At 38.8% G+C, this 24,769-nt stretch carries 23 protein-coding genes and 1 pseudogene; 17 read left to right on the top strand and 7 right to left on the bottom strand.

The annotated features are described in order from the left end of the window. Nucleotides 1-43: 43 nt before the first annotated feature. Nucleotides 44-745: an SDR family oxidoreductase gene (locus tag PL9214_RS26000; protein ID WP_072722182.1), complete on the top strand. Its 702-nt coding sequence runs from the start codon at nucleotides 44-46 to the stop codon at nucleotides 743-745. 172 nt (nucleotides 746-917) lie between these two features. Beyond that, nucleotides 918-1,154: a hypothetical protein gene (locus PL9214_RS25995; protein WP_139295160.1), complete on the top strand. Its 237-nt coding sequence runs from the start codon at nucleotides 918-920 to the stop codon at nucleotides 1,152-1,154. Between the two features lie 111 nt (nucleotides 1,155-1,265). Here PL9214_RS25995 and PL9214_RS25990 read toward each other — a convergent pair whose 3' ends face one another. From PL9214_RS25990 to PL9214_RS25980, 3 genes and pseudogenes are all read right to left on the bottom strand, one after another. Next, complete coding sequence (locus PL9214_RS25990) at nucleotides 1,266-3,236, bottom strand: tetratricopeptide repeat protein (RefSeq protein ID WP_072722180.1); 1,971 nt, start codon at nucleotides 3,234-3,236, stop codon at nucleotides 1,266-1,268. Between the two features lie 221 nt (nucleotides 3,237-3,457). Continuing rightward, nucleotides 3,458-4,330 (bottom strand): 6-carboxytetrahydropterin synthase, encoded by an 873-nt coding sequence (locus PL9214_RS25985; RefSeq protein WP_072722179.1) that lies wholly within the window; start codon nucleotides 4,328-4,330, stop codon nucleotides 3,458-3,460. A gap of 213 nt (nucleotides 4,331-4,543) precedes the next feature. Then, nucleotides 4,544-5,693: pseudogene (locus PL9214_RS25980) on the bottom strand (ISL3 family transposase). Nucleotides 5,694-5,758: 65 nt separating this feature from the next. Between PL9214_RS25980 and PL9214_RS31610 the strand changes: the two are divergent. Continuing rightward, complete coding sequence (locus tag PL9214_RS31610) at nucleotides 5,759-5,929, top strand: hypothetical protein (RefSeq protein ID WP_186440460.1); 171 nt, start codon at nucleotides 5,759-5,761, stop codon at nucleotides 5,927-5,929. Between the two features lie 155 nt (nucleotides 5,930-6,084). Here PL9214_RS31610 and PL9214_RS25975 read toward each other — a convergent pair whose 3' ends face one another. Beyond that, the gene (locus PL9214_RS25975) at nucleotides 6,085-6,768 is read right to left on the bottom strand and encodes a J domain-containing protein (protein WP_072722178.1); all 684 of its coding nucleotides are present in this window, start codon (nucleotides 6,766-6,768) and stop codon (nucleotides 6,085-6,087) included. A 253-nt stretch (nucleotides 6,769-7,021) separates the two neighbouring features. Here PL9214_RS25975 and PL9214_RS25970 point away from each other — a divergent pair, with 253 nt between their 5' ends. From PL9214_RS25970 to PL9214_RS25930, 8 genes are all read left to right on the top strand, one after another. Further along, nucleotides 7,022-7,900 (top strand): DNA/RNA non-specific endonuclease, encoded by an 879-nt coding sequence (locus PL9214_RS25970; RefSeq protein ID WP_245824370.1) that lies wholly within the window; start codon nucleotides 7,022-7,024, stop codon nucleotides 7,898-7,900. 236 nt (nucleotides 7,901-8,136) lie between these two features. After that, nucleotides 8,137-8,874, top strand: coding sequence for an SIMPL domain-containing protein (locus PL9214_RS25965; RefSeq protein WP_072722177.1), 738 nt, complete (start codon nucleotides 8,137-8,139; stop codon nucleotides 8,872-8,874). A 213-nt stretch (nucleotides 8,875-9,087) separates the two neighbouring features. Beyond that, nucleotides 9,088-10,239 carry a glutamine-hydrolyzing carbamoyl-phosphate synthase small subunit gene (carA, locus tag PL9214_RS25960; RefSeq protein WP_072722176.1) on the top strand — a complete coding sequence of 384 codons (1,152 nt, stop codon included), beginning with the start codon at nucleotides 9,088-9,090 and terminating at the stop codon, nucleotides 10,237-10,239. A 105-nt stretch (nucleotides 10,240-10,344) separates the two neighbouring features. Next, entirely contained in the window at nucleotides 10,345-10,701 is a 357-nt protein-coding gene (locus tag PL9214_RS25955) for an STAS domain-containing protein (RefSeq protein ID WP_072722175.1), read from the top strand. A 144-nt stretch (nucleotides 10,702-10,845) separates the two neighbouring features. Next, entirely contained in the window at nucleotides 10,846-11,244 is a 399-nt protein-coding gene (locus PL9214_RS25950; protein WP_072722174.1) for a Mini-ribonuclease 3, read from the top strand. A 370-nt stretch (nucleotides 11,245-11,614) separates the two neighbouring features. Next, complete coding sequence (gene rlmB / locus PL9214_RS30235; RefSeq protein WP_083580191.1) at nucleotides 11,615-13,210, top strand: 23S rRNA (guanosine(2251)-2'-O)-methyltransferase RlmB; 1,596 nt, start codon at nucleotides 11,615-11,617, stop codon at nucleotides 13,208-13,210. Between the two features lie 423 nt (nucleotides 13,211-13,633). Continuing rightward, a complete protein-coding gene (locus tag PL9214_RS25935) occupies nucleotides 13,634-13,915 on the top strand; it encodes a DUF1816 domain-containing protein (protein ID WP_222425283.1) in 282 nt (93 codons plus the stop codon). A gap of 70 nt (nucleotides 13,916-13,985) precedes the next feature. After that, the gene (locus tag PL9214_RS25930; protein ID WP_072722171.1) at nucleotides 13,986-16,199 is read left to right on the top strand and encodes an ATP-binding protein; all 2,214 of its coding nucleotides are present in this window, start codon (nucleotides 13,986-13,988) and stop codon (nucleotides 16,197-16,199) included. A gap of 124 nt (nucleotides 16,200-16,323) precedes the next feature. On the opposite strand, the gene PL9214_RS25925 is transcribed toward PL9214_RS25930, so the two are convergent. Beyond that, on the bottom strand, nucleotides 16,324-17,145 hold the full coding sequence (locus PL9214_RS25925) for an alpha/beta fold hydrolase (RefSeq protein WP_072722170.1): 822 nt from the start codon (nucleotides 17,143-17,145) through the stop codon (nucleotides 16,324-16,326). Between the two features lie 606 nt (nucleotides 17,146-17,751). Here PL9214_RS25925 and PL9214_RS25920 point away from each other — a divergent pair. From PL9214_RS25920 to PL9214_RS25900, 5 genes are all read left to right on the top strand, one after another. Further along, nucleotides 17,752-18,615: an XDD3 family exosortase-dependent surface protein gene (locus tag PL9214_RS25920; RefSeq protein ID WP_072722169.1), complete on the top strand. Its 864-nt coding sequence runs from the start codon at nucleotides 17,752-17,754 to the stop codon at nucleotides 18,613-18,615. Nucleotides 18,616-19,049: 434 nt separating this feature from the next. Further along, a complete protein-coding gene (locus PL9214_RS25915; RefSeq protein ID WP_072722168.1) occupies nucleotides 19,050-19,277 on the top strand; it encodes a type II toxin-antitoxin system Phd/YefM family antitoxin in 228 nt (75 codons plus the stop codon). A gap of 264 nt (nucleotides 19,278-19,541) precedes the next feature. Then, nucleotides 19,542-19,730: a hypothetical protein gene (locus PL9214_RS25910; protein ID WP_072722167.1), complete on the top strand. Its 189-nt coding sequence runs from the start codon at nucleotides 19,542-19,544 to the stop codon at nucleotides 19,728-19,730. Next, nucleotides 19,720-19,989: a type II toxin-antitoxin system RelE family toxin gene (locus PL9214_RS25905; RefSeq protein ID WP_072722166.1), complete on the top strand. Its 270-nt coding sequence runs from the start codon at nucleotides 19,720-19,722 to the stop codon at nucleotides 19,987-19,989. Before PL9214_RS25910 ends, PL9214_RS25905 begins: the two co-directional genes overlap by 11 nt. 149 nt (nucleotides 19,990-20,138) lie before the next feature. Next, the gene (locus PL9214_RS25900; RefSeq protein ID WP_072722165.1) at nucleotides 20,139-23,528 is read left to right on the top strand and encodes a CHAT domain-containing protein; all 3,390 of its coding nucleotides are present in this window, start codon (nucleotides 20,139-20,141) and stop codon (nucleotides 23,526-23,528) included. A gap of 31 nt (nucleotides 23,529-23,559) precedes the next feature. On the opposite strand, the gene PL9214_RS25895 is transcribed toward PL9214_RS25900, so the two are convergent. Both PL9214_RS25895 and PL9214_RS25890 read right to left on the bottom strand, forming a co-directional pair. Continuing rightward, nucleotides 23,560-23,982, bottom strand: a complete 423-nt coding sequence (locus PL9214_RS25895; RefSeq protein ID WP_072722164.1) for a putative toxin-antitoxin system toxin component, PIN family — start codon at nucleotides 23,980-23,982, stop codon at nucleotides 23,560-23,562. Next, the gene (locus PL9214_RS25890) at nucleotides 23,969-24,217 is read right to left on the bottom strand and encodes a hypothetical protein (protein ID WP_072722163.1); all 249 of its coding nucleotides are present in this window, start codon (nucleotides 24,215-24,217) and stop codon (nucleotides 23,969-23,971) included. The genes PL9214_RS25895 and PL9214_RS25890 overlap by 14 nt, the downstream gene beginning before the upstream one ends. A 165-nt stretch (nucleotides 24,218-24,382) precedes the next feature. Here PL9214_RS25890 and PL9214_RS25885 point away from each other — a divergent pair, with 165 nt between their 5' ends. Continuing rightward, nucleotides 24,383-24,766 carry a hypothetical protein gene (locus PL9214_RS25885; RefSeq protein WP_072722162.1) on the top strand — a complete coding sequence of 128 codons (384 nt, stop codon included), beginning with the start codon at nucleotides 24,383-24,385 and terminating at the stop codon, nucleotides 24,764-24,766. Nucleotides 24,767-24,769 lie beyond the last annotated feature (3 nt).

The raw sequence follows: 24,769 nt of genomic DNA, 5'->3' as shown, positions 1-24,769 counted from the left end.
TTAAAATTAAACCATCTGTTTAATTTCCTGGGAAAGCAAAAATATGTCAAAAATTGCTGTTGTAACGGGTGCAAATCGAGGAATCGGATTTGAAACCTGTCGCCAACTGGCTCAACATTCGATTAAAATTATTTTAACCAGTCGTGATCCCGAAAAGGGAAAAATAGCGGCGGAAGAACTTAAATCTCAGGGATTAGATGTGATTTCTGCTCCTCTAACCGTGACAGAAAAACAAAGTAGTCAACAGTTAGCAGAATGGGTTCGTCAAGAATTTGGTCGTCTTGATATTCTTGTTAATAATGCTGGAATTTATCCTGACCCTCCCCAAAACAATATTTTAAGTACCGATTTAGAAACAGTTCGGTTAGCAATGGAAACCAATGTTTATGGAGTTTTACTTGTTTGTCAAGCCTTCATTCCTTTGATGCAAATTCACAACACAGGACGAATTATTAATGTGTCTTCGGGAATGGGTCAACTCAGCACCATGGGAAGTGATGCAGTCGCCTATCGCCTGTCTAAAGTTGCCTTAAATGGCTTAACCACCATTTTAGCGGCTCAACTCCAAGGTAGTGGGATTACAGTGAATTCTATTTGTCCAGGGTGGGTCAAAACCGATATGGGTGGCCCGAATGCACCCCGTACTCCTGAACAAGGGGCGGATACGGTTGTTTGGTTAGCTACACGCACTGATGATACACCGACTGGAGGATTTTGGCGCGATCGCCAACCGATTCCTTGGTAATTTCACGGTTGTTGTGATGTTAATCACCGAGTAATCCGATCCTAGCCTTATTTTAACTTTGATCTAATACAGTGGTTTTACGGATCAAATTCACGAAGGATTGAGATTGTTACCACAGAATTCCAGAACTTACACAGACATGATTGAGGGGAATAGCCACTGTATTAAATCTATGCAATCTCAATCCCAGCCACTCTCTTGTATTCCTGTTTCCCAAACTCTGCAACCCTGTTTCCATCGTCGTTCAACTCAATGGGGTTGTCCCGCACTTGAACGCCAAAGATTTGATCTATTGGAAGTTCATTTTGGCATTTTGAAAACTATAATTTTAACAGGGGAAACTTTACCCACTAATTCTTTAAATCCGGCTCGATTTAAAGCCCGATTAAGTCACTTACATCTAATTTAATGAAAGTTAGACTCTTTCAGGTACTCTTTCCCTAACGGTTGTTATGATTTGTGATAATAATGTTTAACTTTATCCCTAGCCCTCTCCTCATTCAGGGGAGGGTTAGGAAGCTCAACTAATAGCAGGATTTTTGGCAGTTCTGAGTTCTTTTTGAATAGAAATTGCTTTTCCTAATGATGAAATAGCTTCAGGATATTGTTTTAATTTAGATAATAAAGATCCGCGATAACGCCAGGTTTCTGCATCATCAGACTGACAGGAAAGGGCTGCATCATAGGAAGCCAAAGCTTCAGAATATTGTTCTAATTTTTCTAAACACATTCCTTTAGAACGCCAGGATGCTGCGGAATCAGGTTTTAAATTAATGGCTTGTTCATACAGAGTAATCGCTTCTGCATAGTGTTTTAATTTTACTAAATTTTCTCCATACTGGAAACAAGTTTCATAACTATCAGGTTTAATCTGTATTGCTTTTTGATAGGCATCTAAAGCTTCTGAATTTCGATTTAATTTCCCTAAAAGATTACCTTGAGTTTTCAACAGTTCAAAATGATTTGGTTTTAAATCTAAAGCTTTTTCTAATGCTTCTAATGCTTCTTCATAACGTTCTAAAGCTGATAAAGCATTAGCTTGATTTGACCATAATTCCCACTTGTTAGGATTGAGTTTGATGGCTTGTTGATAAGAAGCGATCGCTTCTTCATAGCGTTGTAACTTTGCTAAAACGTTACCTCGATTGTGCAGGATTTCATATTTATCAGGAGAAATTTCTAAAGCTTTATTGTAAGATTCTAAAGCTTCATCAAATCGTTTAAATTTTTTCAAAATTGCCCCTCGATTATGCCATGATTCATAATCATTTGGTTTGATTTTAATCGCTTTATCATAAGATTCAATAGCTTCGTTATACCGTTGTAAGCGGACTAAAATATTACCTCGATTATACCAACCTTCATATTTATCCGGGTATAAATTTAGATATTTCTCATAAGCAATCAAAGCTTCATTATACCGTTGTAATCGACCTAAAATTGTTGCTTTTTTAAACCAAGCTTCCCCTAACTGGGAATTGGCTTTAATTGCTTGTCCTAAACAATTTAAAGCCTGATTAAACTGGCCTTCAAGTAAGAAAGCTTCCCCTTTTTTTAAATAATCATCCGCAATCATAGATTCAGAAGATTGAGAAGGTTTCGTTGTCTGTACAATACTAGAATTAATGGATTGTTTAGGTAAAGATTCTGTTGAAGGGGAAGAGGGAGATAAACCATTCAACGAAACGGATGTTTCAGGAAGGATAGATTGTTTTGTTTCTCTGGTTTTTTCTTCTAATTCTTTTAATGCTTGCTCTTTGAGGTCTTGAACCTCAGAAATCATTCCTTGTAAACGTAAAATAAATTGAGATTTGAGGGTTTCTACCTGTTCAATAGAAGATTTAGAAACCTTCGCTTCCCGATTTAAAAAATTAATTGATTCCTGGGTCGTTGTAATTTGAAACTCTAATTCTTTAATTAACTGTTGATAGCGTTGTTTAGACGCTTTTAATTGGGCTTCTAAATTATCAATATGATTTAATTTTTTCTGGGCTTGAGCCACAATTTCTTTAACAATCAAACGACGGACTAACCAAAAGAATAAAATTGTTATACTGGGAACTAAGGTGGCAACAATTAATAAAGTATTCAGTAAAGTAATGGTTTGACTAAACTCATAATTTAACGCGGAACTCGGACTCAGTTGTGCAACAGAAATCGGGCTTTTTATCTGGCTTTGGTGTTCCCCATTACCGATTTTAACCAATTCCGCTAACCAAGTTTGATCAAGTACATTTGTGATAGATACAGAGGTAAGATCTTTTGGAGAAAATTCCGTTGAGGAAAAGGATGGACTTTCCATCATTTCGGGAATACTAACTGCTAAACTAGGAGTTAATGCCATCATCTCGACCGGATTAGCAGCTTGACTCGACTCGGAAGCATGAGGTAAAGCATTTGTCGCCTGATTAGGAATAGGACTCGCCTCAGTTGAGGAGTCTTGAGCAACAAAAGCCGCTAAGGTTAAAAGGGTAACTGTCGATAACCGCATAGGTGTCAACTCGTGTGGGATAAAAGTTTTGCCAACCCTTTATAAAACTCAACAACAGGAAAGGGATGTGGAATTTGGGTGTGCTAGTCTATATTACGAATTGACAGAGCTTTGTCAGGATTTTAGGACTGATACAGAAACCGGGTTTCTTGACCAAAACTCCTGATTTTTCCAAGAGATGATGACTAGAAACCCGGTTGCTTGAGTTTTCAACCCCCTAATTAAACCTTTGCTAATACAGGTTGTTTTACTTGAAGTGTTTTAGGCTCAGATTCTGTATTTGTACAATAGACTTCACAGGAATTATTCGGACTTTCAATCAATTTAACTTTATGCAATTTTGCCCTTAATTCTTGAATGGGATTTTGCAATAAATCTCGAATATGAACCGCAATATTTTCAGCCGTTGGCACAACTTTAGCGAAATGGGGAATATCTTTATTTAAAAAAGTATGATCAAAGGGTTCTACCACATAATCATCAATCACTTTTTGTAAACTTTCTAATTTTACAATCATCCCTGTACGAGGATCAATTTCTCCTTTCACCGTGACTTCTAAATGATAATTATGACCATGACCGTTAGGGCGGGCACATTTGCCATAAATTTCGCAATTGTCCTCAAAACTGAGGTCGGGATGAGCCAGCCGATGGGCGGCGCTAAAATGTGTACTAAGTGTTAGATAAGCTTCCATGCCGTTTCCTTGATAGTCTGCCCAGAGTTCAGGATGTTCAAATAGTTGAATATTCGTTAGGGGAAGATGGGGGGCTAACCGATGCCAAATTGCCCGTGCTAGAGCTTCCGTAGTGGGTAGGGTTTGCTGAAATTCCGGCCAAACATCATTAAGATGGGCGAAGTCTAAATGGTCGGTAACTTCCTGTTTTAGGGTGTGTTTGACATCCGATAGGTTCAGCACCATACCATATTCATCGAGTTCTCCCACCATTGACACATACAAAACATAGTTATGTCCGTGTCCAGGGGCGCGGGATGTGAGGCCAAACCGCTCAATGTTCTCGGCGGCGCTCAATTCGGGCAACCAATACCGATGACTAGCGGAAAATTGCGCCCGACGAGTGATCACGCATTCCATAAAAATGCAAGCCAGATTGCTGTTGTTAAGTTATGTAAATTTATTCTAAGCTTTTTTTAGAAAAAACTCAACTTTCATAAAAAAATCTTGTTTCAGTTGCTCAAGAACGGTCAAAAATTCGATTTCTTAAACTAAAAGAAACTAAGCTTAGGATATAATCAATAGAATTCTACCCCACCATGGTTCTCCTGTACCTATGGTGATAAGTAAATCTTATAAAGAAAGACAAGCTAGTAGCTTTTCACGCATCATCTCAAAATTTTTGAAGCCATAGCTTTGACGAAGAATTAATTTGATCCGGTTATTTAATCCCTCCATAACTCCACTGGTTGTTCGATTAATAAAATAATGGCAAATATCGGGAAGATGGTGTTTAAGAGTTTGGGCGGTTTTTCCAAAAACAATAAGAGCCGAATTGAGCCATTTCTTTAATCTTCTCATTCCCATAAGAACCGTTGTACTGCTTTCATAAATATCTCGGAGTTCCTCTTTTAATTCATAAGCGATACTCAAACAGGGGGAGGCCTTTAACAACAGTTTCAGATCACTTCTCTCTTCGGGGGTTAAATCGACATAATTTTTGAGCAGTAAGCACCGATTTTTTAAGCCTTTTAGTTCTAATTTAAGTCGAAGTTGATTCAGAGAACTGTTGACTAACTTCATCACATGAAATCGGTCAATGACAATTAAAGCATTAGGAAAAACTTCCCGAATCACTTTTTTAAATCCTCCCCACATATCCACAGAAACCTCTTTGACCTTGGCTCTCATTGATTCGGGTTGCTGCTTTAACACTTCGATAATCTCTGAACTTTTATGAGAATCAATAACTTCTAATAACGAACCATTCGATAGATCACTTACTACAGTAACAAAGTTTCTTTTTCCTTTTTGACGGCTGAATTCATCTAAGCTTAATTTTTCCGGCTCTCCCCAGCTTTTTTTTCTGAAGGGCGATTCTTTGAAAGATACTTCCCACTTGATGAGGGCTTAATTGTTCGTTCTGGCTGACTTGCTCTACAGTTAATTCTTTAACTCTTTCATAGATATATTCTTCATAACGAATGGTGTAATTCCTCCTTTTCTCTACAAATTCTAAGGGTTCTGTTGGATATTTTTTACATCCAGCACAATAAAATTGGCGACGGGGAAGATGCAAATAAACTCCCTGCCCACAAATAGATAGATCTCGAATTAACATTGAGCGAGTTTGATGAATATGATCGGTATAACTTTGACAATGTGGACAAGTAATTCCCTCGTTTAATAATTCTAACTTAAGAACAACAAAACCTTCTTGTTCTTGGCAACTGAACACCGTAATATTCGGGAGGTTGAGCAAGCGTTCTAATTGAAAGTCCATATTCAGTCGGAGTGTAAAACGTAGCTTACGCTACATTTTACACTATTTATTCAGGAGAGCCAGTCATGGGAAAACGTACTCACGATGTTCGCCTTATTGCCGTCATGCTTGCCAATAATATTACACATATTCTAACCTTTAATCCTAGTGATTTTGCACTCACATCAAGAATTACTGTAATCTGTCCGCAGCAATTAGTAACTGTTAAAAATTCAGATCTACAACTTGATTTTTGAATTTCCTAACTAATTAGTATTTCTATATTTTAACCGATATTCCAAATTTCTTGCAAATCTAATACAAACCCCGGAAGCACATCTTGTTGGTGACATAATAATTAATTCTCCTGTTGCTGATCGCTAGATAGGTTAAACTATAACACCTTTATATATTAGCAAATTTTTTTCATTTCTTCCTGGGCTTCTCGACGTAAACGAGAGGCAATCCTAAAGAATTCTTGACCTGTGTGTAGAGAAGAATCATCATAATTGAGGGTAAATGTTTCTAATTCATTGAGTCCGTCATCTAAGTGATTGAGGGTATAATAAATATGGGCTGCAACTCCAGCGACAGGGGAGGGATTTTTTTGAGAACGGAATAATTGTTGAGCTTTATTGAGAGCGTTTCTACACAATTCTATATAAGCTTGAAAAGCTTCCATTAATTCATCATCAAAGGGATCGGCAGATAATTTATTGACTTCCGATTTTAGAGGCTTTAAAATTTGATTAATCGAACGATTAATGGGTTTATAAACTTTATTAATCCAACCGTTTAATTCTGCATCAGCTTCCGTAGCTTTTTGTTGTTGTTTTTTAGAAATCGAGGGTTCAAAACCGTTAGAATACGGATTAACTTCTAAACCCAGTTGTCGATCATAGGATTGGCGTTTTTGTGGATCACTTAATACTTCATAAGCTGCATTAATCTGAATAATTCGGTCATGATCTGCTGATTGAGTTTGGCTATCAGGATGAAAGATTTTTGCTAATCGACGATAGGCTTGTTTGATTTCTGAGGCTGTCGATGTGGGGTTAACTTGTAACATACTATAGTAATTTTTGAGCGTAGTCATACCGATTGATCTAAGATGAATTACAAATTCCTATAAGATGGATTTTAAACCGTCTTGATTGTAGCACTATTATCCTATGATGGCTACTGTTTTTCTCGATTTTATAAAATTTTACTTTTTTTCACAAAATCTTTAAATAACGAAAAATGATCTATAATATTTTGGGCTAAAAAATCAGGTTTGAGTTTAATAACCTAAACCTAAACCAAAATAGATTAAAAAGTAATGTAAGTATTTTAACCCAAGGATTCCCATGAATAATATTATTATGGCTTTATTGATTAATTTAAAAATTTTTTCTACAAAAAACCAATCCACAGATCTAGTTCAATTAAATATTTTACAAATTTTTAATCTAGGATTCGCTGCTGTATTAACATTAACTGGATGTCAAATTCTGTTTAACCCACCCACAGCCTCAGATATTCATCTGAAACTGGGCAACCCTAGTCAAGCAACGGCTGATCCTCAAAATTCCACTAATTTTTTGATCGAAAAACCCGAATTTGTTTTATCTTATAATAGCAAAACTGGAACAGCTAATTGGGTGAGTTGGCACTTGAATCAATCTTGGTTAGGAACGGTTAAACGTCAAAATAATTTTAGACCCGATGAAAATTTACCTCCCGGATGGTATCAAGTTCAATCCAATGATTATCGGGGAACAGGTTATGATCGAGGTCATTTAGTTCCCTCTGGCGATCGCACCAATACCTCTGAACATAATAGTGCTACATTTATTCTCACTAATATTATTCCCCAAGCCCCACAATTAAATCGAGGCATTTGGAGTGATTTAGAACAACACTGCCGAGATCTAGCTCAAGAAGGAAAAGAATTATATATTATTGCCGGGGGTTCTGGCAAACTTAGAACTATTGCCAAAGGAAATATAACTGTTCCTGAATGGAATTGGAAAGTCATTGTTATTTTAGATCAAGCTAATCAAAAAATTACGGAAAATACCCGTGTGATTGCTGTCAAAATTCCCAACTCAAATTCCTTAAAAAAGAATTGGAAATCTTATCAAGTTTCTGTGGATGATATTGAAGCCAATACGGGTTTAGATTTATTAAGCAATATTCCTAAAAATATTCAAGATAAACTAGAGCGTCAAGTTGATCATTTGTAACTCATTAACCCAAATACAGACGCGCTATTGAACCTCAAATACAGACGCGCCATGCAAATACAGACGCGCCAATAGCCTTACGGCATGGCTTCGCCCAGGCGCGTCTCTACAGAGATCATCCCGAATTTGAGGATAATTGAGCGAAATCGAGGAACAGCTAGGGTAGAAACAACTTCTACATAAGAAGCTACTATCCTGATGGTTATACCCCTTTCGCACTTGAGAGAACGTCCACAATGTCCTTCAATCAATCTTCTTGTTCGATTAATCCTTGGAGCCTGATTACAGCATTATCCTTAAGTTTAGGATTAGTTAGCATCCCCTTCATTGCTCCTGTTTTTGCCCAAGAACAACGGGTTAGAACCCTAACCGTCAGTGGGGAAGGTGTAGTCATGATCCCAACGACCCAAACCCAAGTTCAGTTAGGGGTTGAAGTCTTGGGGAAAACCGCCGAAGAAGTGCAAACAGAAGCCGCCAGACGAACGAATGCGGTGATAGAATTACTGCGATCGCGCAATGTTGAGAAACTGGAAACCACCGGAATTCGCCTCAACCCCACCTACAGTTATACTAACGATCAACAACGCTTAACCGGGTATTCTGCCACCAATACCGTCAGTTTTAAGTTGAAAACCGAAAAAGTCGGCAGTTTATTAGATGATGCCGTTAAAGCCGGGGCGACCCGTATTGATGGGGTGAGTTTCGTCGCGTCTGAAGCTGAAATTAACGCCGCCCAACAACAAGCTTTAAAACTCGCCACCCAAGAAGCAGAACGTCAAGCCAATGCGGTTTTAGGTGCATTAAATTTAACCCGCCGAGAAATTATCGGTATTCAAGTCAATAATGCCAGTGTCCCAGTTCCCATGCCTGTTATGTATAAAGCAGATGCGATGGCACCAGCAGCCCCACCGACTCCCGTTGTCGGAGGAGAACAACAAGTCAGAGCCTCCGTCACCCTGCAAATTAGTTATTAGGAAGCCGAATATTAAAGAAGTTAAAGAATGGTCAAAGAAGTTCAATGTCCCTCTGTTACCTATTGCCTATATTGCCTGTTCCCTGTTCCCTGTTCCCTGTTCCCTTTTCTCTAAAGTCAGGTAATGACAACACAGGACAAGATCTATGTGTCAGTTCAGAGAATGTCTGGAATAATATTGAGGTGATTTCAGATTAAAGGTAGACCAAATCCAATGTCCCTGACCTCTGCACAACCTGCTTTACTTGTCCTGGCTGATGGAACCACCTATACAGGCTGGTCATTCGGCGCTCCAGGAACCGTCATTGGGGAAGTTGTCTTTAATACGGGTATGACCGGATATCAAGAAGTCTTGACTGATCCCAGCTATTGTGGACAAATTGTCACCTTTACCTATCCAGAGTTGGGCAATACTGGGGTTAACCCCGACGATGAAGAATCCGCGTTTCCCCATGTTCGAGGGGCTATCGCCCGTAATATTTGTCACCGTCCGAGTAATTGGCGTTCCACTCAGTCCTTACCGGACTATTTAAAACAGCACAATATTCCCGGTATTTACGGAATTGATACCCGCGCCCTGACTCGGAAAATCCGTACTGTTGGAGCGATGAATGGGGCGATTTCTACGGAAATTTTAGATCCGGGGGAACTGCGAAATTTAGTCGAACAAGCTCCTAGTATGGCTGGGTTGAACTTAGTGAAAGAAGTTACAACCCAAGAAGCTTATGAATGGTTGGAACCTACAGAAACCGCTTGGGAGTTTAGTGAATCTGTTGGGGGAAATCAACAACCGCGTTATACAGTTGTCGCCTTAGACTTTGGGGTAAAACGCAATATTCTGCGACGGTTAGCGAGTTATGGCTGTCGAGTGATTGTCGTTCCAGCCCATACCCCCCCGGAAGAAATTCTCAAATACAATCCCGATGGGATTTTCCTGTCTAATGGCCCTGGTGATCCATCCGCCGTTACCGAAGGGATTAACACAACAAAAGCCCTAGTTAAGTCTGACAAACCCGTGTTTGGGATTTGTATGGGTCATCAAATTTTAGGGTTATCCTTGGGAGCAGAAACGTTTAAATTAAAATTTGGTCATCGAGGCTTAAATCAACCGGCTGGTTTAGCACAACAACAAGTTGAAATTACTAGCCAAAATCATGGGTTTGCTATTGATCCTGATACCATTGCTGAGGATGTACAAATTACTCACCTCAATTTGAATGATCGTACTGTTGCGGGATTAAAACACAAAACTTTACCTTTGTTTTCGGTTCAATATCACCCGGAAGCCAGTCCTGGCCCCCATGATGCTGATTATTTGTTTGAACGTTTTGTTCAAGCGATGCAACACCAGAAAGAACAAAATTAAACGGCTCTGTCCCTCCTAATTCAGTAGACATTTTATTAAAAAGCCCTTATACTAGATCGGCGATGTCAAGTTCTATGTAGTTAGGAGGGTATCATTCCTGAGCAACTGAATTTAACCGTGAGCCTTCGGGGTACACGGGATACTAAAGACAACTATCAACTCTTTCGCCTCACTGGATTGATGGATGCTTTCTCAGAAGGCACCTTTCGTAAAGTGGTGGGTAAATATATTGAAAAGGGCCCCAAGCACATTATATTGGATCTCTCTCAGATAGATTTTGTAGACAGTTCGGGATTAGGGGCGCTCGTGCAGCTTGTGAAAAAAGCGCAAAGTAGCGGCGGAACTTTACAGATTGTTTCCAATCCTCGTGTAACTCAAACTGTTAAATTGGTTCGCTTGGAAAAGTTTCTCTCTTTACAGCCATCTGTAGACGATGCGATCGAGAACGTGAAAAATGCCTAGGTGTGAGAGTCGATGGGGTAGTATCTATACCCCGATCAGGTGAGGATACCGAGTCAATGGGATAAGGTAAGGGTGAAACAATTTTTACGACTATTTTTTAACGACTAGCTAGTTCCCTCTGGTTAGTCTCTACCTCTGGATCAAATGCTTCATCAAAGCCTATCACCAGAACAAGTTCAACGGATTTCTCCAGCATCTTGGGCCTATTTAGGAGATGCCGTTTATGAACTGTATATTCGTAGTTTTTATCTGATGCCCCCAAAGCGATCGCATCTGTATCATCAGTTAGTGGTGTCTCAAGTTCGTGCAGAAAGCCAAGCTCGTCACTTGCGATCGCTAGAACCTCACCTCACTGAACCTGAATTAGAAATTTTGAACCGGGGTCGAAATGCAGCTTTTGGACGTCCCAAAAGACTCGATCCCAAAACTTACCAACAAGCCACTAGCTTAGAAGCCTTATTTGGGTATTTGTATTTAACGAATCCGCAACGTTTAGAGGAATTGTTTAATTATCTTGAGCTTGATTCTAAAGAAGGAGAATGACTCATAAGCTGTTACTCTAACAACTGATTGTTAAGATCGGGTCTGGGGAATCAAGCACCATTGAATTGAATGAGAGAGTCGTTTATTGAATCAGGTTCAGAACAGATATTCAGCTTAAACTAAAGCTTAGTTGAGGAAACTATTAATTGGGATCAACAACCGTATTCTTCAATCAGAAACCCAGTTAGTTCGTAAATTTCTTGTTATCTAATCTACGATTTTTTATCAGAAATTGGGTTACTTTGAAGTTGTCCTATTGTAATAGAGTTCAAATTTTATTAAGAGGTTCTCATCAGAACATACACGCTCATTTTCTCTTCTAGTATTGATTTCAATTAGCAACGTTTCTCAAATAATCTCACAAGGAATTATGCCAAAATTTAGTCGTTCTAACTCTCCATCAAGATCTTCTAAAAAACCATCCAATCGGTCTAAATCGGGAGAACGAGACAACAATAAATCTTCTCGATTCTCAGATGATAGAAAGCCTTCTCGATTCTCAGATGACAGAAAACCTTCTCGATTTTCAGATGATAGAAAGTCTTCTCGATTCTCAGATGACAGAAAACCTTCTCGATTTTCAGATGACAGAAAACCTTCTCGATTTTCAGATGACAGAAAACCTTCTCGATTCTCAGATGACAGAAAACCTTCTCGATTTTCAGATGACAGAAAGCCTTCTCGATTTTCAGATGACAGAAAACCTTCCCGATTCTCAGATGACAGAAACTCTTCTCGGTTCTCCGATGATAGAAAACCTTCTCGATTCTCAGATGATAGAAACTCTTCTCGATTTTCAGATGATAGAAACTCTTCTCGATTTTCAGATGATAGAAAGCCTTCCCGGTTCTCTGATGATAGAAAACCTTCTCGATTTTCAGATGACAGAAAGCCTTCTCGATTTTCAGATGACAGAAAGCCTTCTCGATTTTCAGATGATAGAAAGTCTTCCCGATTCTCCGATGATAGAAAATCCTACCGTTTTTCAGATGAACAATCTGACAACTATCGGAAATCTGCTCAAGACAGAAAGGAATCTTTTGCTAGTTCCCAACCAGAACAACTAACACGAGAAAAACCGAGTAAGTTCTTAGATGAACGTCAACCTCAGACACACAGACATTCTTTACATTCTCCTCATAAAAGTCAACGATTTATTGAAGAGAGCAAACCAGAATTTACAGATGAATCTGTAGAGTCCTTTGATGTTGAAAATGAGTTAATTTATGGACGACGTACCGTTCAATCGGCTTTAGAAAATGAGCGATCGCTGAGTCGAATTTGGGTCGTTTCTCAACTCAAATCCGATCCCCGATTTTTCGGATTATTGCAAACCGCAAAAGCCAACGGTGCAATTCTCAATGAAGTCACCTATCAACGCTTAGATCAAGTTACCCAAGGTGCTAATCATCAAGGCATAGCGGCTCAAATTTCCCCCTATAGCTATAAAGACCTGAATGAGTTAATCGAAACGGCTAAAGCTACAAGTTCTCAACCTGTTGTGATCGTTGCTGATGGAATTCAAGATCCCCACAATTTAGGGGCAATTATTCGTACAGCAGAAGCCATTGGTGCTCAAGGTTTAATTGTGCCTCAACGCCGTGCGGTTGGTGTCACCTCAACGGTGATGAAAGTTGCAGCAGGTTCATTAGAAACCTTTCCCGTCACGAGAGTTATTAATCTCAGCCGTGCTTTAGAAGACTTAAAAGCAGCCGGATTTTGGATTTATGGCACTTCCGCCACGGCTACAGAAACCTTACCAACGGTAAAATTTAATGGGGCGATCGCTTTAGTTGTCGGTAATGAAGGAGAAGGATTAAGCCATTTAATTGAACAGAAGTGTGATGTTTTAGTGTCGATCCCTTTGTCAGGAGAGACCGCCAGTTTAAATGTTTCCGTCGCAACCGGAATGGCACTGTACGAAATTTATCGTCAAAGGAATTTCCAAGCTTCCGATTTTAGTTGAAAAAAGGTATAAACGGATGCTCTAGGGTTATCATTGTTCAAATAAACTATTCAATGATAACCCCGTTTATTCTTGATTTCATACCTATAGAGTTTTCAGGTCTGTTTCCCAACAATTGTTCTGTTTCCTTCTCCGAATAAATTTGACCTGAAACGCCCACTTGGAAACTCTTGATCCGATGTTCTGATTGATTAAAAGATTGGTTTAAGGCTAAAATTTCTGGAATCAGGGTTGATTTCCACAGATAGAGATTCTGCTCAGTTGATTGAAAAAATAAAGACAACAGAGTATAACAAAATGTGAAGGTTTTTTAAGACTTAGGTTGAAGTTTATACCTAGTCCGTAAATTCTAACAAATGAGTTAGAATTCCTTCCCAGAATTTTATTGATACAACTTCAGAATCTACAGCATTGATCATGAATATGAAAGAACTTCTAACTAGCTTGCTTAACGCTTTTGGGTTCGCGTTTTGGGTGGAAATTTTGACAGAAACCCCAAACTGCACCTACTATTTCGGGCCATTTATGACCCAACAAGAAGCTCAAACGTCTCAATTTGGTTATCTTGAAGATCTCGAAGCCGAAGGTGCACAAGGGATTAAAGTTAGAATTAAACGGTGTAAACCGAATACCCTAACTATTGCAGAAGATTTGGGAAACAGAGTTGAACCATGGATTCTTCCGGCTCTCTCTGGACAGCCTTAATCTACTGCTCTACCGATTATTAAGGGTTTAATTAATGATCAGTTGTCTTCTATAAACCCAATTTTGGCTCATGCGTAAGCTGCGCTTCAGTACACTTCAAGAACTTCCATTACAGCTTGTTCTGATTATTCCATTCGTTGTACAAATCTTTGGAACAGTCAGTTTAGTGGGATATTTATCCTTCAAAAACGGACAGAAAGCGGTGGACGACCTGGCGAACCAGTTAATGCAACGAACCAGTAGCATTGTCAATCACCATTTAGATTCCTATTTATCAATTCCCCATAAGGTGAGTCAGATGAATGCGGATGGGATTCGGATGGGATTGCTGAATGTGCGCGATCGCAAAACCCTAGGTCGATATTTCTGGTATCAAATGCAAGCGTATGACCTCACCTACATTGGTATCGCACTGACGACGGGGGAAGGCTTGGGAGCAGCGCGTTATGATGGTAAAACGATAACTATTGACGATTGGACGGCTCAACTACCCAACAATTGCATTAACTACGCCACCGATAATCAGGGTAATCGCACCAAAGTTAATAACATCTATAATTACAATAACTTTGAACAAAGTTGGTATTTAGAACCTGTAAAAGCAGGTAAACCGATTTGGTCAGGAATTTATACTTGGAATTCTCCCTTTGGCCCCTACATCACAGCAGCTACAGGTCGCCCAATCTATGATCAAAATAATCGTTTATTGGGGATGGTAGGTGCGGATATCCATCTCTCGAAACTCAGCAATTTTTTACAGGGTTTAGAAGTTAGTCACTCAGGAAAAGTTTTTATCCTAGAACGAAATGGGATGTTAATTGCTAATTCGGGTAAAAACCAGCCCTTTATCCTCGTAAATGATAAAGTACAGCGTTTAAAAGCGGTAAATAGTCCCGATCCCATTGTACAGGGAATTGCCAAACAACTTCAGCAACGCTTCAAAAGTTTCGATACTATTACTGAAACAAAAGAACTTGAATTTGACTTTCAAAACAAGCCCTATTATGTTCATATTACTCCTTGGCGTGACCAATATGGATTGGATTGGTTAGTGGTGGTGAGTGTTCCGCAAAGTGCATTTATGGGACAAATCAACGCCAATACTCAAACAACAATTTGGTTATGTTTTGCCGCCTTGGTTGTGGCATCTATGATGGGTATTTTCACTTCCCGTTGGATCTCACGTCCCATTTTTCGACTGAATCAAGCCAGTGAATTGATGGCATTAGGAAATTTAGACCAAATTGTCAAAGGAAGTCGGATTAAAGAACTTAATAAACTCACTGATTCTTTTAATTATATGGCGGGGAAACTGCGTCAATCTTTTACGGCTTTAGAAAAGAGTAATGAAGCACTGGAAGAGCGAGTAGAAGAACGGACAATGGAACTCAAAAATGCCTTAAGTGAATTGCAGCATACCCAAGCGCAAGTGGTTCAAAATGAAAAAATGTCCAGTTTAGGGCAATTAGTCGCAGGAGTCGCCCACGAAATTAATAATCCGGTTAATTTTATTCATGGGAATCTCGTTCACCTCAATGAATATATTCAAGATTTACTCAATTTAATTCAGTTGTATGAACAACATTCTAATCCTAATAATCCAGAAATTCAAAACTTTATTGAGGAGATTGATCTCGATTTTTTAATTGCGGATTTGCCTAAAACGTTATCATCGATGAAAGTGGGTGCAAGTCGAATTCGGGAAATTGTTCTGACTCTGCGGAATTTCTCACGTCTTGATGAAGCAGAAATGAAACCGGTCAATATTCATGAAGGAATTGATAGCACCTTACTAATTTTGCAACACCGGATTAAATCTCGTCCAGAACAACCAGAAATTGAGGTAATCAAAGACTACGGAAATTTACCCTTAGTGGAATGTTACGCGGGACAACTCAATCAAGTGTTTATGAATATTCTCACGAATGCGATCGATGCTTTAGAAGAAAAATCTCGTACAGAAAATGATTTCCTAGAAGAAAATCAGATCCCGCTAACTGATAAAATCCATAATCAAATTAAAATTTCAACCTCTATGCTAGATTCCGAGTGGGTGCAAATTTCGCTCAGTGATAATGGAATTGGAATTCCTCAGAATATTCAGCAACAAATTTTCAATCCCTTTTTTACAACGAAACCCATCGGAAAAGGAACTGGACTGGGAATGTCTATCAGTTATCAAATCATTGTAGAAAAACATGGGGGAAAATTGAAGTGTATTTCAATCCCTAATCAGGGAACTGAATTTGTGATCCAGATTCCTATTCATCAGAAAATTGATTAATATAGGAGGGAACAGGGAACAGGGAACAGAAGGGAAAAGAAAATAGGAAATAGGAGGTGAGAAAAAGTGATTAGCCATCCGATCAATGATTTTTAGCCCACATTTAAGGACTTCATATAAGAATTTAATTTGTATTAACGATATTAACATATTGGGCGAGCCAATTATCAATATCAGTGAGTATCGTTTCAGGTATTTCCCAAGGGAATAGATGAGCAGTATTCGGATAAGAATAAAACTGAGAATTAGGTAAATATTCTGCGGTTTCTTGACTAGATTTAGCTGTGATATGGCGATCGCATTCTCCAGCTAAAACTAAACAAGGACAGTTTATCTGTTGTAAATGTTCTAAACGATTATAGCTTAATCTTAAGGCTTGATTTAAGGCTTGAGTCGCTAACCCAGAGGTTTGTAGAAAAGCTGGAACTGCTTCTTGTGCTAAATAGTGGTAAGCAATAGAATGATGTTGTTGAATTAAATAACGAAATAGCGATCGCCTTCCAAACAGTTCAATATTCCATCGCCAACTCGGAAATACCCAATTAATAAGTCCGGCTAAACCGGTATAAACATAATCTAACCGAGAAATCGGAGGATGATTTCCTCTAGGTCTGGCGGCGGACGCAATTAAAATTAAACCCTTAACGTTTTCGGGAAATTTTAATGCTAATTCTAAGGCTAAAATTCCTCCTAATGACCATCCTAAAATCACACATTGATCCAGATCAAAGTTTTGAAAAAGTGCTTCTAAATCTTGTAAATGATCTTCCATCTCAAACGGCTGACGGGTGCGACTTTTTCCATACCCTCTTAAGTCTGGTGCTAGAGTGAGATATTGTTGTGAAAGATGGTTTGTAAACACAGACATACATTGACTAGAACCGGGATGTCCATGTAAACAAATAATCGGGAACCCTTGACCTTTAATTTGGATATTTAACCGCAACTCTTAACCTCCTTCATAGGTTTCCTATACATTAACATTAAGTTAATCCATGAGAGGGACAGCTTGAGATGATAACTTATTAATCTTGAAACACTCAGAATTTTAATCCGTAATAATACTGATAAAATCTATCTTTTTTATTGAAAAGTTAAATTTTAAGAAAAATTATCAGTATTTTCTCTTGATTTTAGATTTTTAGATATAGCAATCCCAAATAGACTGTAATAATTTAAAACTGATATGAAACAGCCAGAAGTATTATCCCTGTTCCCTGTTCCCTGTTCCCTGTTCCCCGTTCCCTGTTACCTTTTGAACCGAAATTTTGGATACAACTCAAATAGGATTGCTATATAGCAGGAAACAGACACGAAAAGACAGGCGCAAATCAAGCTTTCAGCATCACTCTTTGTACTAATAGGTCTGGGGAATACTATAATTTATGTAAGGGAATAAAAGTAAAAAAATTGATACAGCTAGAATTTTATTATTTTTACAAAGAGTTTACAAATTTTGGTGTTTTCAACATCAAACCTTTAACAACAATTTACTATAGTGTATTTATCGAAAAGAAAAAAGCGCAATCCCTAATCACCCAGGAGTTAACGTATGAAAACTTCTACACTGAAAAAATTAATCGGAACGACAGTAGCCAGTCTTTGTTTTGTATCTGTAAACGGTCTTCCGGCTGTTGCTGGACAACTCCATAATGGATGGAACTACGGAATTGATTCCTTTATCGATGGATCTGGCGGTGAATCCTTTAATATTAGAGGAATTGCAATTAAAGAAACCAGCGATAGTGTCTTTGTTGCTCTCACAGGTGGAACTCCTCTGAAGGGTGTTGCTAATTCAGGAGCGGCTGATGGAAATATTGGTTGGGGCGATTTATTCTTAAACTTCACTAACAAAAACTTTACAACTGCCAGCAGCCAAAAGAGCTTATTTGGAGTTCGTTTTGCGGGAACGAATGACTCCCAAGTTGCCACAACCGGGCTTTATGGTAACGTAAAAGGTGTCAGCGTTACAAATGTAAATCATGGCTACAACAGCTTACTACAGTATTACAATGCTGGATTTGATAAAGCCAACACCCAAGGGACTGACCTTGCTACAAAAGCATCTGTTTACAGTTATTTTGGTAACGGGACAATTCTAAATGTGATTGACTCCGGTGCGAAGAAATTAGGTGATATTGGAAGTTTGTCTGCTACAGCCTTACAAAATCAAGGACTTGACTTTGGATTCTTCAAAGCTAGTGGAACACAAACTATGGGTTTTAGCCTCAATAAATCCGATTTAGGGCTCGCCGATGGCAACTATGACTATATTGCTAGTATTTTCCTAGAATGTGGCAATGATGGTGTTGCTCTCAAGGGTAAAGTTGATGTTCCTGAACCCGGTAGTCTTGCTGGTTTAGCGTTGGTTAGTTTAACTGTACTCGGTAGCCGACTGAGCAAACGTCAATCTTAATCAACCAGAACGGAGGCTGAATTAAGATTAGGTGAATGAGAGTGCAGTTTTGATGCTTTTAATTGATATGACTAAAAAACACTTAAGGGGCTATTCTGAATTAGGAATAGTCCCTTAAATTTTAATAGGGGATAATTTTTAAAGCCCTCATTGACATTCCCCAGCCTGAAGGTGTGGGGATTCTAGGTTCAGCGAAACCCCTTAATTAAAGTACCTTAGAGGAACGAAAACAAACTAAACTCCAAGAAACCGGGTTTGGTGCAACAATCTTTTTATCCTAACCCAGATTTAACGGAGAAACCCGGTTTCTGATTCTCCAAGTCAAAATACAATCAATTAACCTATTATGGAAAAAGCCAATTTTAATCAAGTTTGAGAAATAGCAGAGTCTCTAAAAATCCAAAATCAAGCTGCATTGATAGGAGGTATGACCCATGAAAAGTATTGATATTAACCAAGCCTTACCACAAATTTTGGAACTAATAGATATGGCTTTTGCTGGAGAAGAAATTCTGATTACTAAAAATAATCATCAAACGATTAAAATTACTCCATTTTCTCCTGCTAACCAACGCCCGCTTTTATTTGGTTGTGATCAAGATCGGATTTCCATGTCTGATGATTTTGATCAACCTTTAGATGATTTTCAGGACTATCTGTAATAAGGCTATTATCCCACCTTCCATTTTATCATAAAGATCCTTTTGATCGACTGTTAATTGTTCAATCTATCGAAGAGAATATCCCGATTTTGAGTAAAGATATTGCTTTCGATGCTTATCCAATTCAAAGAATTTGGGACTAAAGATAAATAACTAACCCAAATTTAATGGAGAAACCCGGTTTCTGATTTCCCTGTTGAGCTAGAATTGAATCAGATTAGCATCAGTCAAAATAAAATCAATTAACCTATAAGGAAAAAAATCATGAAAGGGATTCAATTTGTTGTGAATGATGCTGGGGAAAAGCAGGCGGTATTAATTGATTTAACAGAGTGGGGTGAGTTGTGGGAAGACTTCTATGATTTGTTGGTGGCTCATGCGCGTCAGGATGAGGAGGAGGTGTCTTGGGAAGAGTTAAAGCAGGAAATTGAGGCTGAAGTTAATGTCAAATGAAGGTTATGCTGTCCGTTTTAAAAAGTCAGCAGCTAAAGAGCTACGAGGGTTAGATCTTGATCTTCAGTTACGCATTAGCGAGGCGATTGATTGTTTGAGTTTAGAACCTCGTCCAGAAGGGGTAGTAAAGTTGAAGGGAAGCGATAATTTCTATCGTATTCGCATCGGTGACTATCGAGTTGTTTATACTATCAATGATGAAGATAGAATAGTCCGTATCATGCACGTCAGACATCGGCGAGACGTTTATGGGGGTTAGAGACTCCAAGAAACGGGGTTTGGTGCAACAATAAATCAGACTAACATCAGGGAGTTAAGGTTATAACTAATAGTTCCCAGGACACGCCGACTCAACAGCCTAATCATTTTTAAAATAATCTCTATCTCCTCTATTTCCCACCCCTAACCATGAACGAACAACGCCTCAACGCCTATCTAACTTTAATTAACAATCTTCTCACCTGTCCCAGTGGCGAAGAATCCCAAATATTACAGGACAATCAAGAATTACTGGATCAAGATTTCTTACAGGTTTTATTAGAAATATCCTCACAATTGCAGGAAGCTGGAAGACAACAGGAAGCAGAACTTTTAATCAATTTAGCAGAAGAATTATCGGCTTTTATGGGTAACACCAATTCCCCGGAAGATTATTCTAAATTTTTCATGGAAGTTTTGCAAGCCGTTTTAGAAAGTCGAGGGAATCCTCAAATTGTTTATCCCCTATTCCAACAAAACCTCGATAAACTCGATGAAAATTTAGCCTATATTTTAAAAAACAGGGTAACGGCTACACTTAAAGAACTTTCCCTAGAAGCTGCTATCTATATGGCCGCAGTTATTGCGGAATTTGGTAATTTAATCCTACAGTTTCCCCTGGGAAGCCGAAAGAACAATTTAGAAATTAGTATTGCAACCTCTCAAGCTACTTTAGAAATTTATACCCGTGAAGCATTTCCTGAACAATGGGCAGGGACTCAAAATAATCTAGCTAATGCCTATAAGGATCGAATCAAAGGGGAAAAAGCTCAGAATATAGAACAGGCGATCGCAGCCTACCAATCGGCTTTAGAAATTAGAACCCGTGAAGCATTTCCTAAACAATGGGCAACCACTCAAAATAATCTGGCTCTTGCCTATTATTATCGAATCAAAGGGGGAAAAGCTCAGAATATAGAACGGGCAATCGCACTCTATCAAGCTGCATTAGAAATTTATACCCGTGAAGCATTTCCTGAACAATGGGCAATGACTCAAAATAATCTGGCTCTTGCCTATTCTAATCGAATCAAAGGGGAAAAAGCCGAGAATATAGAACGGGCGATCGCATTCTATCAAGGTGCATTAGAAATTAGAACCCGTAAAGCATTTCCTGAACAATGGGCAGAAACTCAAAATAATCTGGCTCTTGCCTATTATTATCGAATCAAAGGGGAAAAAGCTGATAATATTGAATGGGCGATTATAGCCTACCAAGCCGCTTTAGAAATTTATACCCGTGAAGCATTTCCTAAACAATGGGCAACCATTCAAAATAACCTGGCTCTTGCCTATTATTATCGAATAAAAAGGGAAAAAGCTGAGAATATAGAACGGGCGATCGCATTCTATCAAGCTGCATTAGAAATTAGAACCCGTGAAGCATTTCCTGAACAATGGGCAGAAACTCAAAATAATCTGGCTAATGCCTATTCTTATCGAATCATAGGAGAAAAAGCCGATAATGCCGAGAATATTGAACGGGCGATCACAGCTTATCATGCTGCATTAGAAATTAGAACCCGTGAAGCATTTCCCGAACAATGGGCAGAAACTCAAAATAATCTGGCTCTTGCCTATTCTAATCGAATCAAAGGGGAAAAAGCTCAGAATATAGAACAGGCAATCGCATTCTATAAAGCAGCTTTAGAAATTTATACCCGTGCAGCTTTTCCTTACAATTATGTACTGACATCATATAACTTAGGACTCGCTTATCAACAATCTCAACAATGGCAATTCGCTTATGATACTTTTTATAATGCTATTGAAACCCTCGAAGAAATACGGGCAGGAATTGTTAAAGGGGGAGATGCAGATAAACAGAAATTAGCGGAAAAATGGCAAAAACTTTATCAAGCAATGGTAGAAGTTTGCATCGAACTGAAAAACTATACCGCCGCCATAGAATATGTTGAACGCAGCAAAACCCGTAACCTCGTTGAACTATTAGCAACCCGTGACCTTTACCCCAAAGGCGATATCCCCCAAACTGTCCTCGATGAACTCGACCGTCTGCGTCGAAACATCGAAACCGAACAACGTCGCCTGGAAATCGAAGAACGCAGTCGCAACTCCTTCACAGACGGGACAACCGGAGAACGCAGTGCCAATATCACCGCCCTACAAACTCCACCCCCAGATCGTAGCCGTCTCAACCAACTTCAGCAACAACTCGACACCCTCATTACCTGTGATATTACCCCCATTGACCGTGATTTCCGCCTCACCCAAAAGGTTCAACCCATCCCCTTTAGTGATATTCAAGGGTTGACGGGGGACAATACCGCGATTTTAGAATGGTATATTTTAAGCGATCGCTTTGTGGTATTTATTGTTACTCCACCCTCCTCGCCTCGCGCAAGAGAGGATGGGGGAGAAGTCAAACTCTGGCAGTCCACCCCCGAAGACTATAACGCCTTAATAGCATGGGCTGACGACTACCTCACCGCCTACCGAACTGATAAAAAACAATGGCAAAACACCCTAAACTCCCGTCTGCAACGTCTGGGGGAAATCTTACATTTTGACCAACTCCTCAATGCTATCGGGGAAAAATGCGATAGTCTGGTACTTATTCCTAACCGTTTCCTGCATTTATTCCCCCTTCATGCTTTACCGATATCTCAAGATCGTTTAGGAGAGTTAACTTCCTCGTCAGGGCTAGGGGCGAGGCGCGCCTCGCCCGTACAGGAGTCTGTCATTTTAATGGATCTGTTTTCCGGTGGGGTGAGCTATGCTCCCAGTTGTCAACTATTACAAACGGCAAAAAACCGCCAGCGTCCCGCTTTTTCTCAACTATTTGCCATTCAAAATCCGACAAAAGATTTAGCCTATACCGACTTAGAAGTTAACAGTATTCGCACTTATTTTAATCCAAGCCATATTCTAGTCCGTGAAAACGCGAAAAAAACAACCTTTAATTTAGAACAACAAACCACCCTAAAAACGGCTAATTGTCACCATTTTTCCTGTCACGGTTATTTTAATTTTGAGAATCCTATTTTGTCCGCATTACTATTCGCAGACTGTTACCTAGAACCCCCACCTTTGCCCCTTGATCCCAGTCGCCATCTTCCCTTACAAACAGGTCAAACTCTCGATCTCAGTGAATGTTTAACCTTGGGGGATGTGTTTACATTAGATTTGCGTTGCTGTCGTTTAGTCACCCTTTCTGCCTGTGAAACGGGGTTAATTGATTTTCAATCTAATAGTGATGAATATATTGGTTTACCCAGTGGGTTTCTAGTAGCGGGTTCGACTAATGTTGTTAGTTCTCTATGGTCTGTGAGTGATATTTCTACGGCAATTTTAATGATTCGATTTTATCAATTATTGCGGGAGGGTGAGGAAGTTGCGATCGCGTTAAATCATGCTCAAAACTGGTTAAGAAATGCGACGAAAGCCGAATTATTAGCTTGGATAGATCTGGGGAATAAAATGCAGTTGCGTCATTCCTTAAAGGAAATCAAGGATCATGAAAAACCGTTTGCTTCTCCCTATTATTGGGCTGCATTTTGTGCGATCGGTAAAATTTAATGGTTTAACAGAAGTTAATTAAGACTTTTAATTAAACTAATTTTAAGTTTAAAAAATCAGATACGGTGATTACAGGTTTTCCTCGAAATGGGTTTAAAACTAATAAATCTGCATCTCCAGTTATGAGATAATCAGCTTGACCATTAACAGCTAACTCCAAATATTTATTATCCTTGGGATCACGGCATTCTTGAATTTTTTCTGTCACCTCCATAACAAGAATAACTGTATCGAAAAAATCTTGTAAAAACTTGCTCCTATCTTCCGAAGAAATATATCGATCAAATTTTGGTCGGGATAAAACTTGTTCTAATTCAGCCCAAATTTCAGGAGACATTAAAATATTGCCTAAATTTTGAGCCTTACGGATAGCTAAATCTGGCTTACTTTCAGGTAGTAAAACTGCACTGATAATAATATTTGCATCAAAAATAAATAGGTTATCCTTCATCATCCTTTAAAAGATCTTCTAAAATCTCTGGGGTTAATCCTTTTACAACGGCTTTTTGACCAATTTCGCTCATTGTTTGTCGTAATTTATTAATAGCCACTTTTCGGGATAACGTTTGACTTTTCAATAAAAAAGCAATTCTAGTTTCTATCTGTTTTTTTTCTTGTTCGTTAGCCTGACGGTAACGTTCAGCAATATCAACTGGAACTTTAATCGTAATTTCTTCTAGGTATGTCATCGTGATTTTACCTCAATTATCATATCCTGCGCTATAAGATGTTTCTCCTAGTATAACAGTACAGAAACCCGGTTTCTGGAGGAAACCGGGTTTCTTGGGATGGGTTTACAAAATCAACCCTAAATTTGATATAATTAATCCTATATTGCATTAGAGTATTAGCCGATGTCTTTCTACCAGCAAAACCTAGAAGCTTTTCTGCAACTGTTACAGGAACAGCCTCAATTATTTAGCGAGTCAAAACGTCAAGAATTAATCGCGTTAATTGAACCCTTACCCGATGATCTTCAAACCTTATCCGTTGCGATCGCAAGCTGGTATGAAAACCATGATGAAATTGTGGCTGCTCAATTAGAAATCCTGAATAATTCAAACCATGATGAAATTGTGGATGCTCAATTAGAAATCCTGAATAATTCTATATTAGAAGTTGGTCGTGCACCCGGAACTAACGTTGGTAATGTCCCTAAACTCAATCAACAAATTAACAAAGAAACATTAAAAAACGCTATTCAACAATCCGTTAAAACACCTCCGGCTAAACCCTAATTT

Origin of the sequence: Planktothrix tepida PCC 9214 (genome assembly GCF_900009145.1) — a bacterium.
Taxonomy (GTDB): Bacteria; Cyanobacteriota; Cyanobacteriia; order Cyanobacteriales; family Microcoleaceae; genus Planktothrix; species Planktothrix tepida.
Note: the sequence above shows the minus strand (reverse complement) of the source record. Positions and strands in the feature narration are given on the sequence as shown.

Excerpts from the sequence above, each read along its gene's own strand:
- PL9214_RS25950 (WP_072722174.1), top strand. The coding sequence starts at position 10,846 with ATGCTTCATCAAAGCCTATCACCAGAACAAGTTCAACGGATTTCTCCA.
- PL9214_RS31610 (WP_186440460.1), top strand. The coding sequence starts at position 5,759 with ATGGGAAAACGTACTCACGATGTTCGCCTTATTGCCGTCATGCTTGCC.
- rlmB (WP_083580191.1), top strand. The coding sequence starts at position 11,615 with ATGCCAAAATTTAGTCGTTCTAACTCTCCATCAAGATCTTCTAAAAAA.
- PL9214_RS25915 (WP_072722168.1), top strand. The coding sequence starts at position 19,050 with ATGAAAAGTATTGATATTAACCAAGCCTTACCACAAATTTTGGAACTA.
- PL9214_RS25895 (WP_072722164.1), bottom strand. The coding sequence starts at position 23,982 with ATGATGAAGGATAACCTATTTATTTTTGATGCAAATATTATTATCAGT.
- PL9214_RS25965 (WP_072722177.1), top strand. The coding sequence starts at position 8,137 with ATGTCCTTCAATCAATCTTCTTGTTCGATTAATCCTTGGAGCCTGATT.
- PL9214_RS25900 (WP_072722165.1), top strand. The coding sequence starts at position 20,139 with ATGAACGAACAACGCCTCAACGCCTATCTAACTTTAATTAACAATCTT.
- PL9214_RS25970 (WP_245824370.1), top strand. The coding sequence starts at position 7,022 with ATGAATAATATTATTATGGCTTTATTGATTAATTTAAAAATTTTTTCT.
- PL9214_RS25910 (WP_072722167.1), top strand. The coding sequence starts at position 19,542 with ATGAAAGGGATTCAATTTGTTGTGAATGATGCTGGGGAAAAGCAGGCG.
- PL9214_RS26000 (WP_072722182.1), top strand. The coding sequence starts at position 44 with ATGTCAAAAATTGCTGTTGTAACGGGTGCAAATCGAGGAATCGGATTT.
- PL9214_RS25885 (WP_072722162.1), top strand. The coding sequence starts at position 24,383 with ATGTCTTTCTACCAGCAAAACCTAGAAGCTTTTCTGCAACTGTTACAG.
- PL9214_RS25890 (WP_072722163.1), bottom strand. The coding sequence starts at position 24,217 with ATGACATACCTAGAAGAAATTACGATTAAAGTTCCAGTTGATATTGCT.
- PL9214_RS25930 (WP_072722171.1), top strand. The coding sequence starts at position 13,986 with ATGCGTAAGCTGCGCTTCAGTACACTTCAAGAACTTCCATTACAGCTT.
- PL9214_RS25985 (WP_072722179.1), bottom strand. The coding sequence starts at position 4,330 with ATGGAATGCGTGATCACTCGTCGGGCGCAATTTTCCGCTAGTCATCGG.
- PL9214_RS25935 (WP_222425283.1), top strand. The coding sequence starts at position 13,634 with ATGAAAGAACTTCTAACTAGCTTGCTTAACGCTTTTGGGTTCGCGTTT.
- PL9214_RS25975 (WP_072722178.1), bottom strand. The coding sequence starts at position 6,768 with ATGACTACGCTCAAAAATTACTATAGTATGTTACAAGTTAACCCCACA.
- PL9214_RS25990 (WP_072722180.1), bottom strand. The coding sequence starts at position 3,236 with ATGCGGTTATCGACAGTTACCCTTTTAACCTTAGCGGCTTTTGTTGCT.
- PL9214_RS25920 (WP_072722169.1), top strand. The coding sequence starts at position 17,752 with ATGAAAACTTCTACACTGAAAAAATTAATCGGAACGACAGTAGCCAGT.
- carA (WP_072722176.1), top strand. The coding sequence starts at position 9,088 with ATGTCCCTGACCTCTGCACAACCTGCTTTACTTGTCCTGGCTGATGGA.
- PL9214_RS25995 (WP_139295160.1), top strand. The coding sequence starts at position 918 with ATGCAATCTCAATCCCAGCCACTCTCTTGTATTCCTGTTTCCCAAACT.
- PL9214_RS25905 (WP_072722166.1), top strand. The coding sequence starts at position 19,720 with ATGTCAAATGAAGGTTATGCTGTCCGTTTTAAAAAGTCAGCAGCTAAA.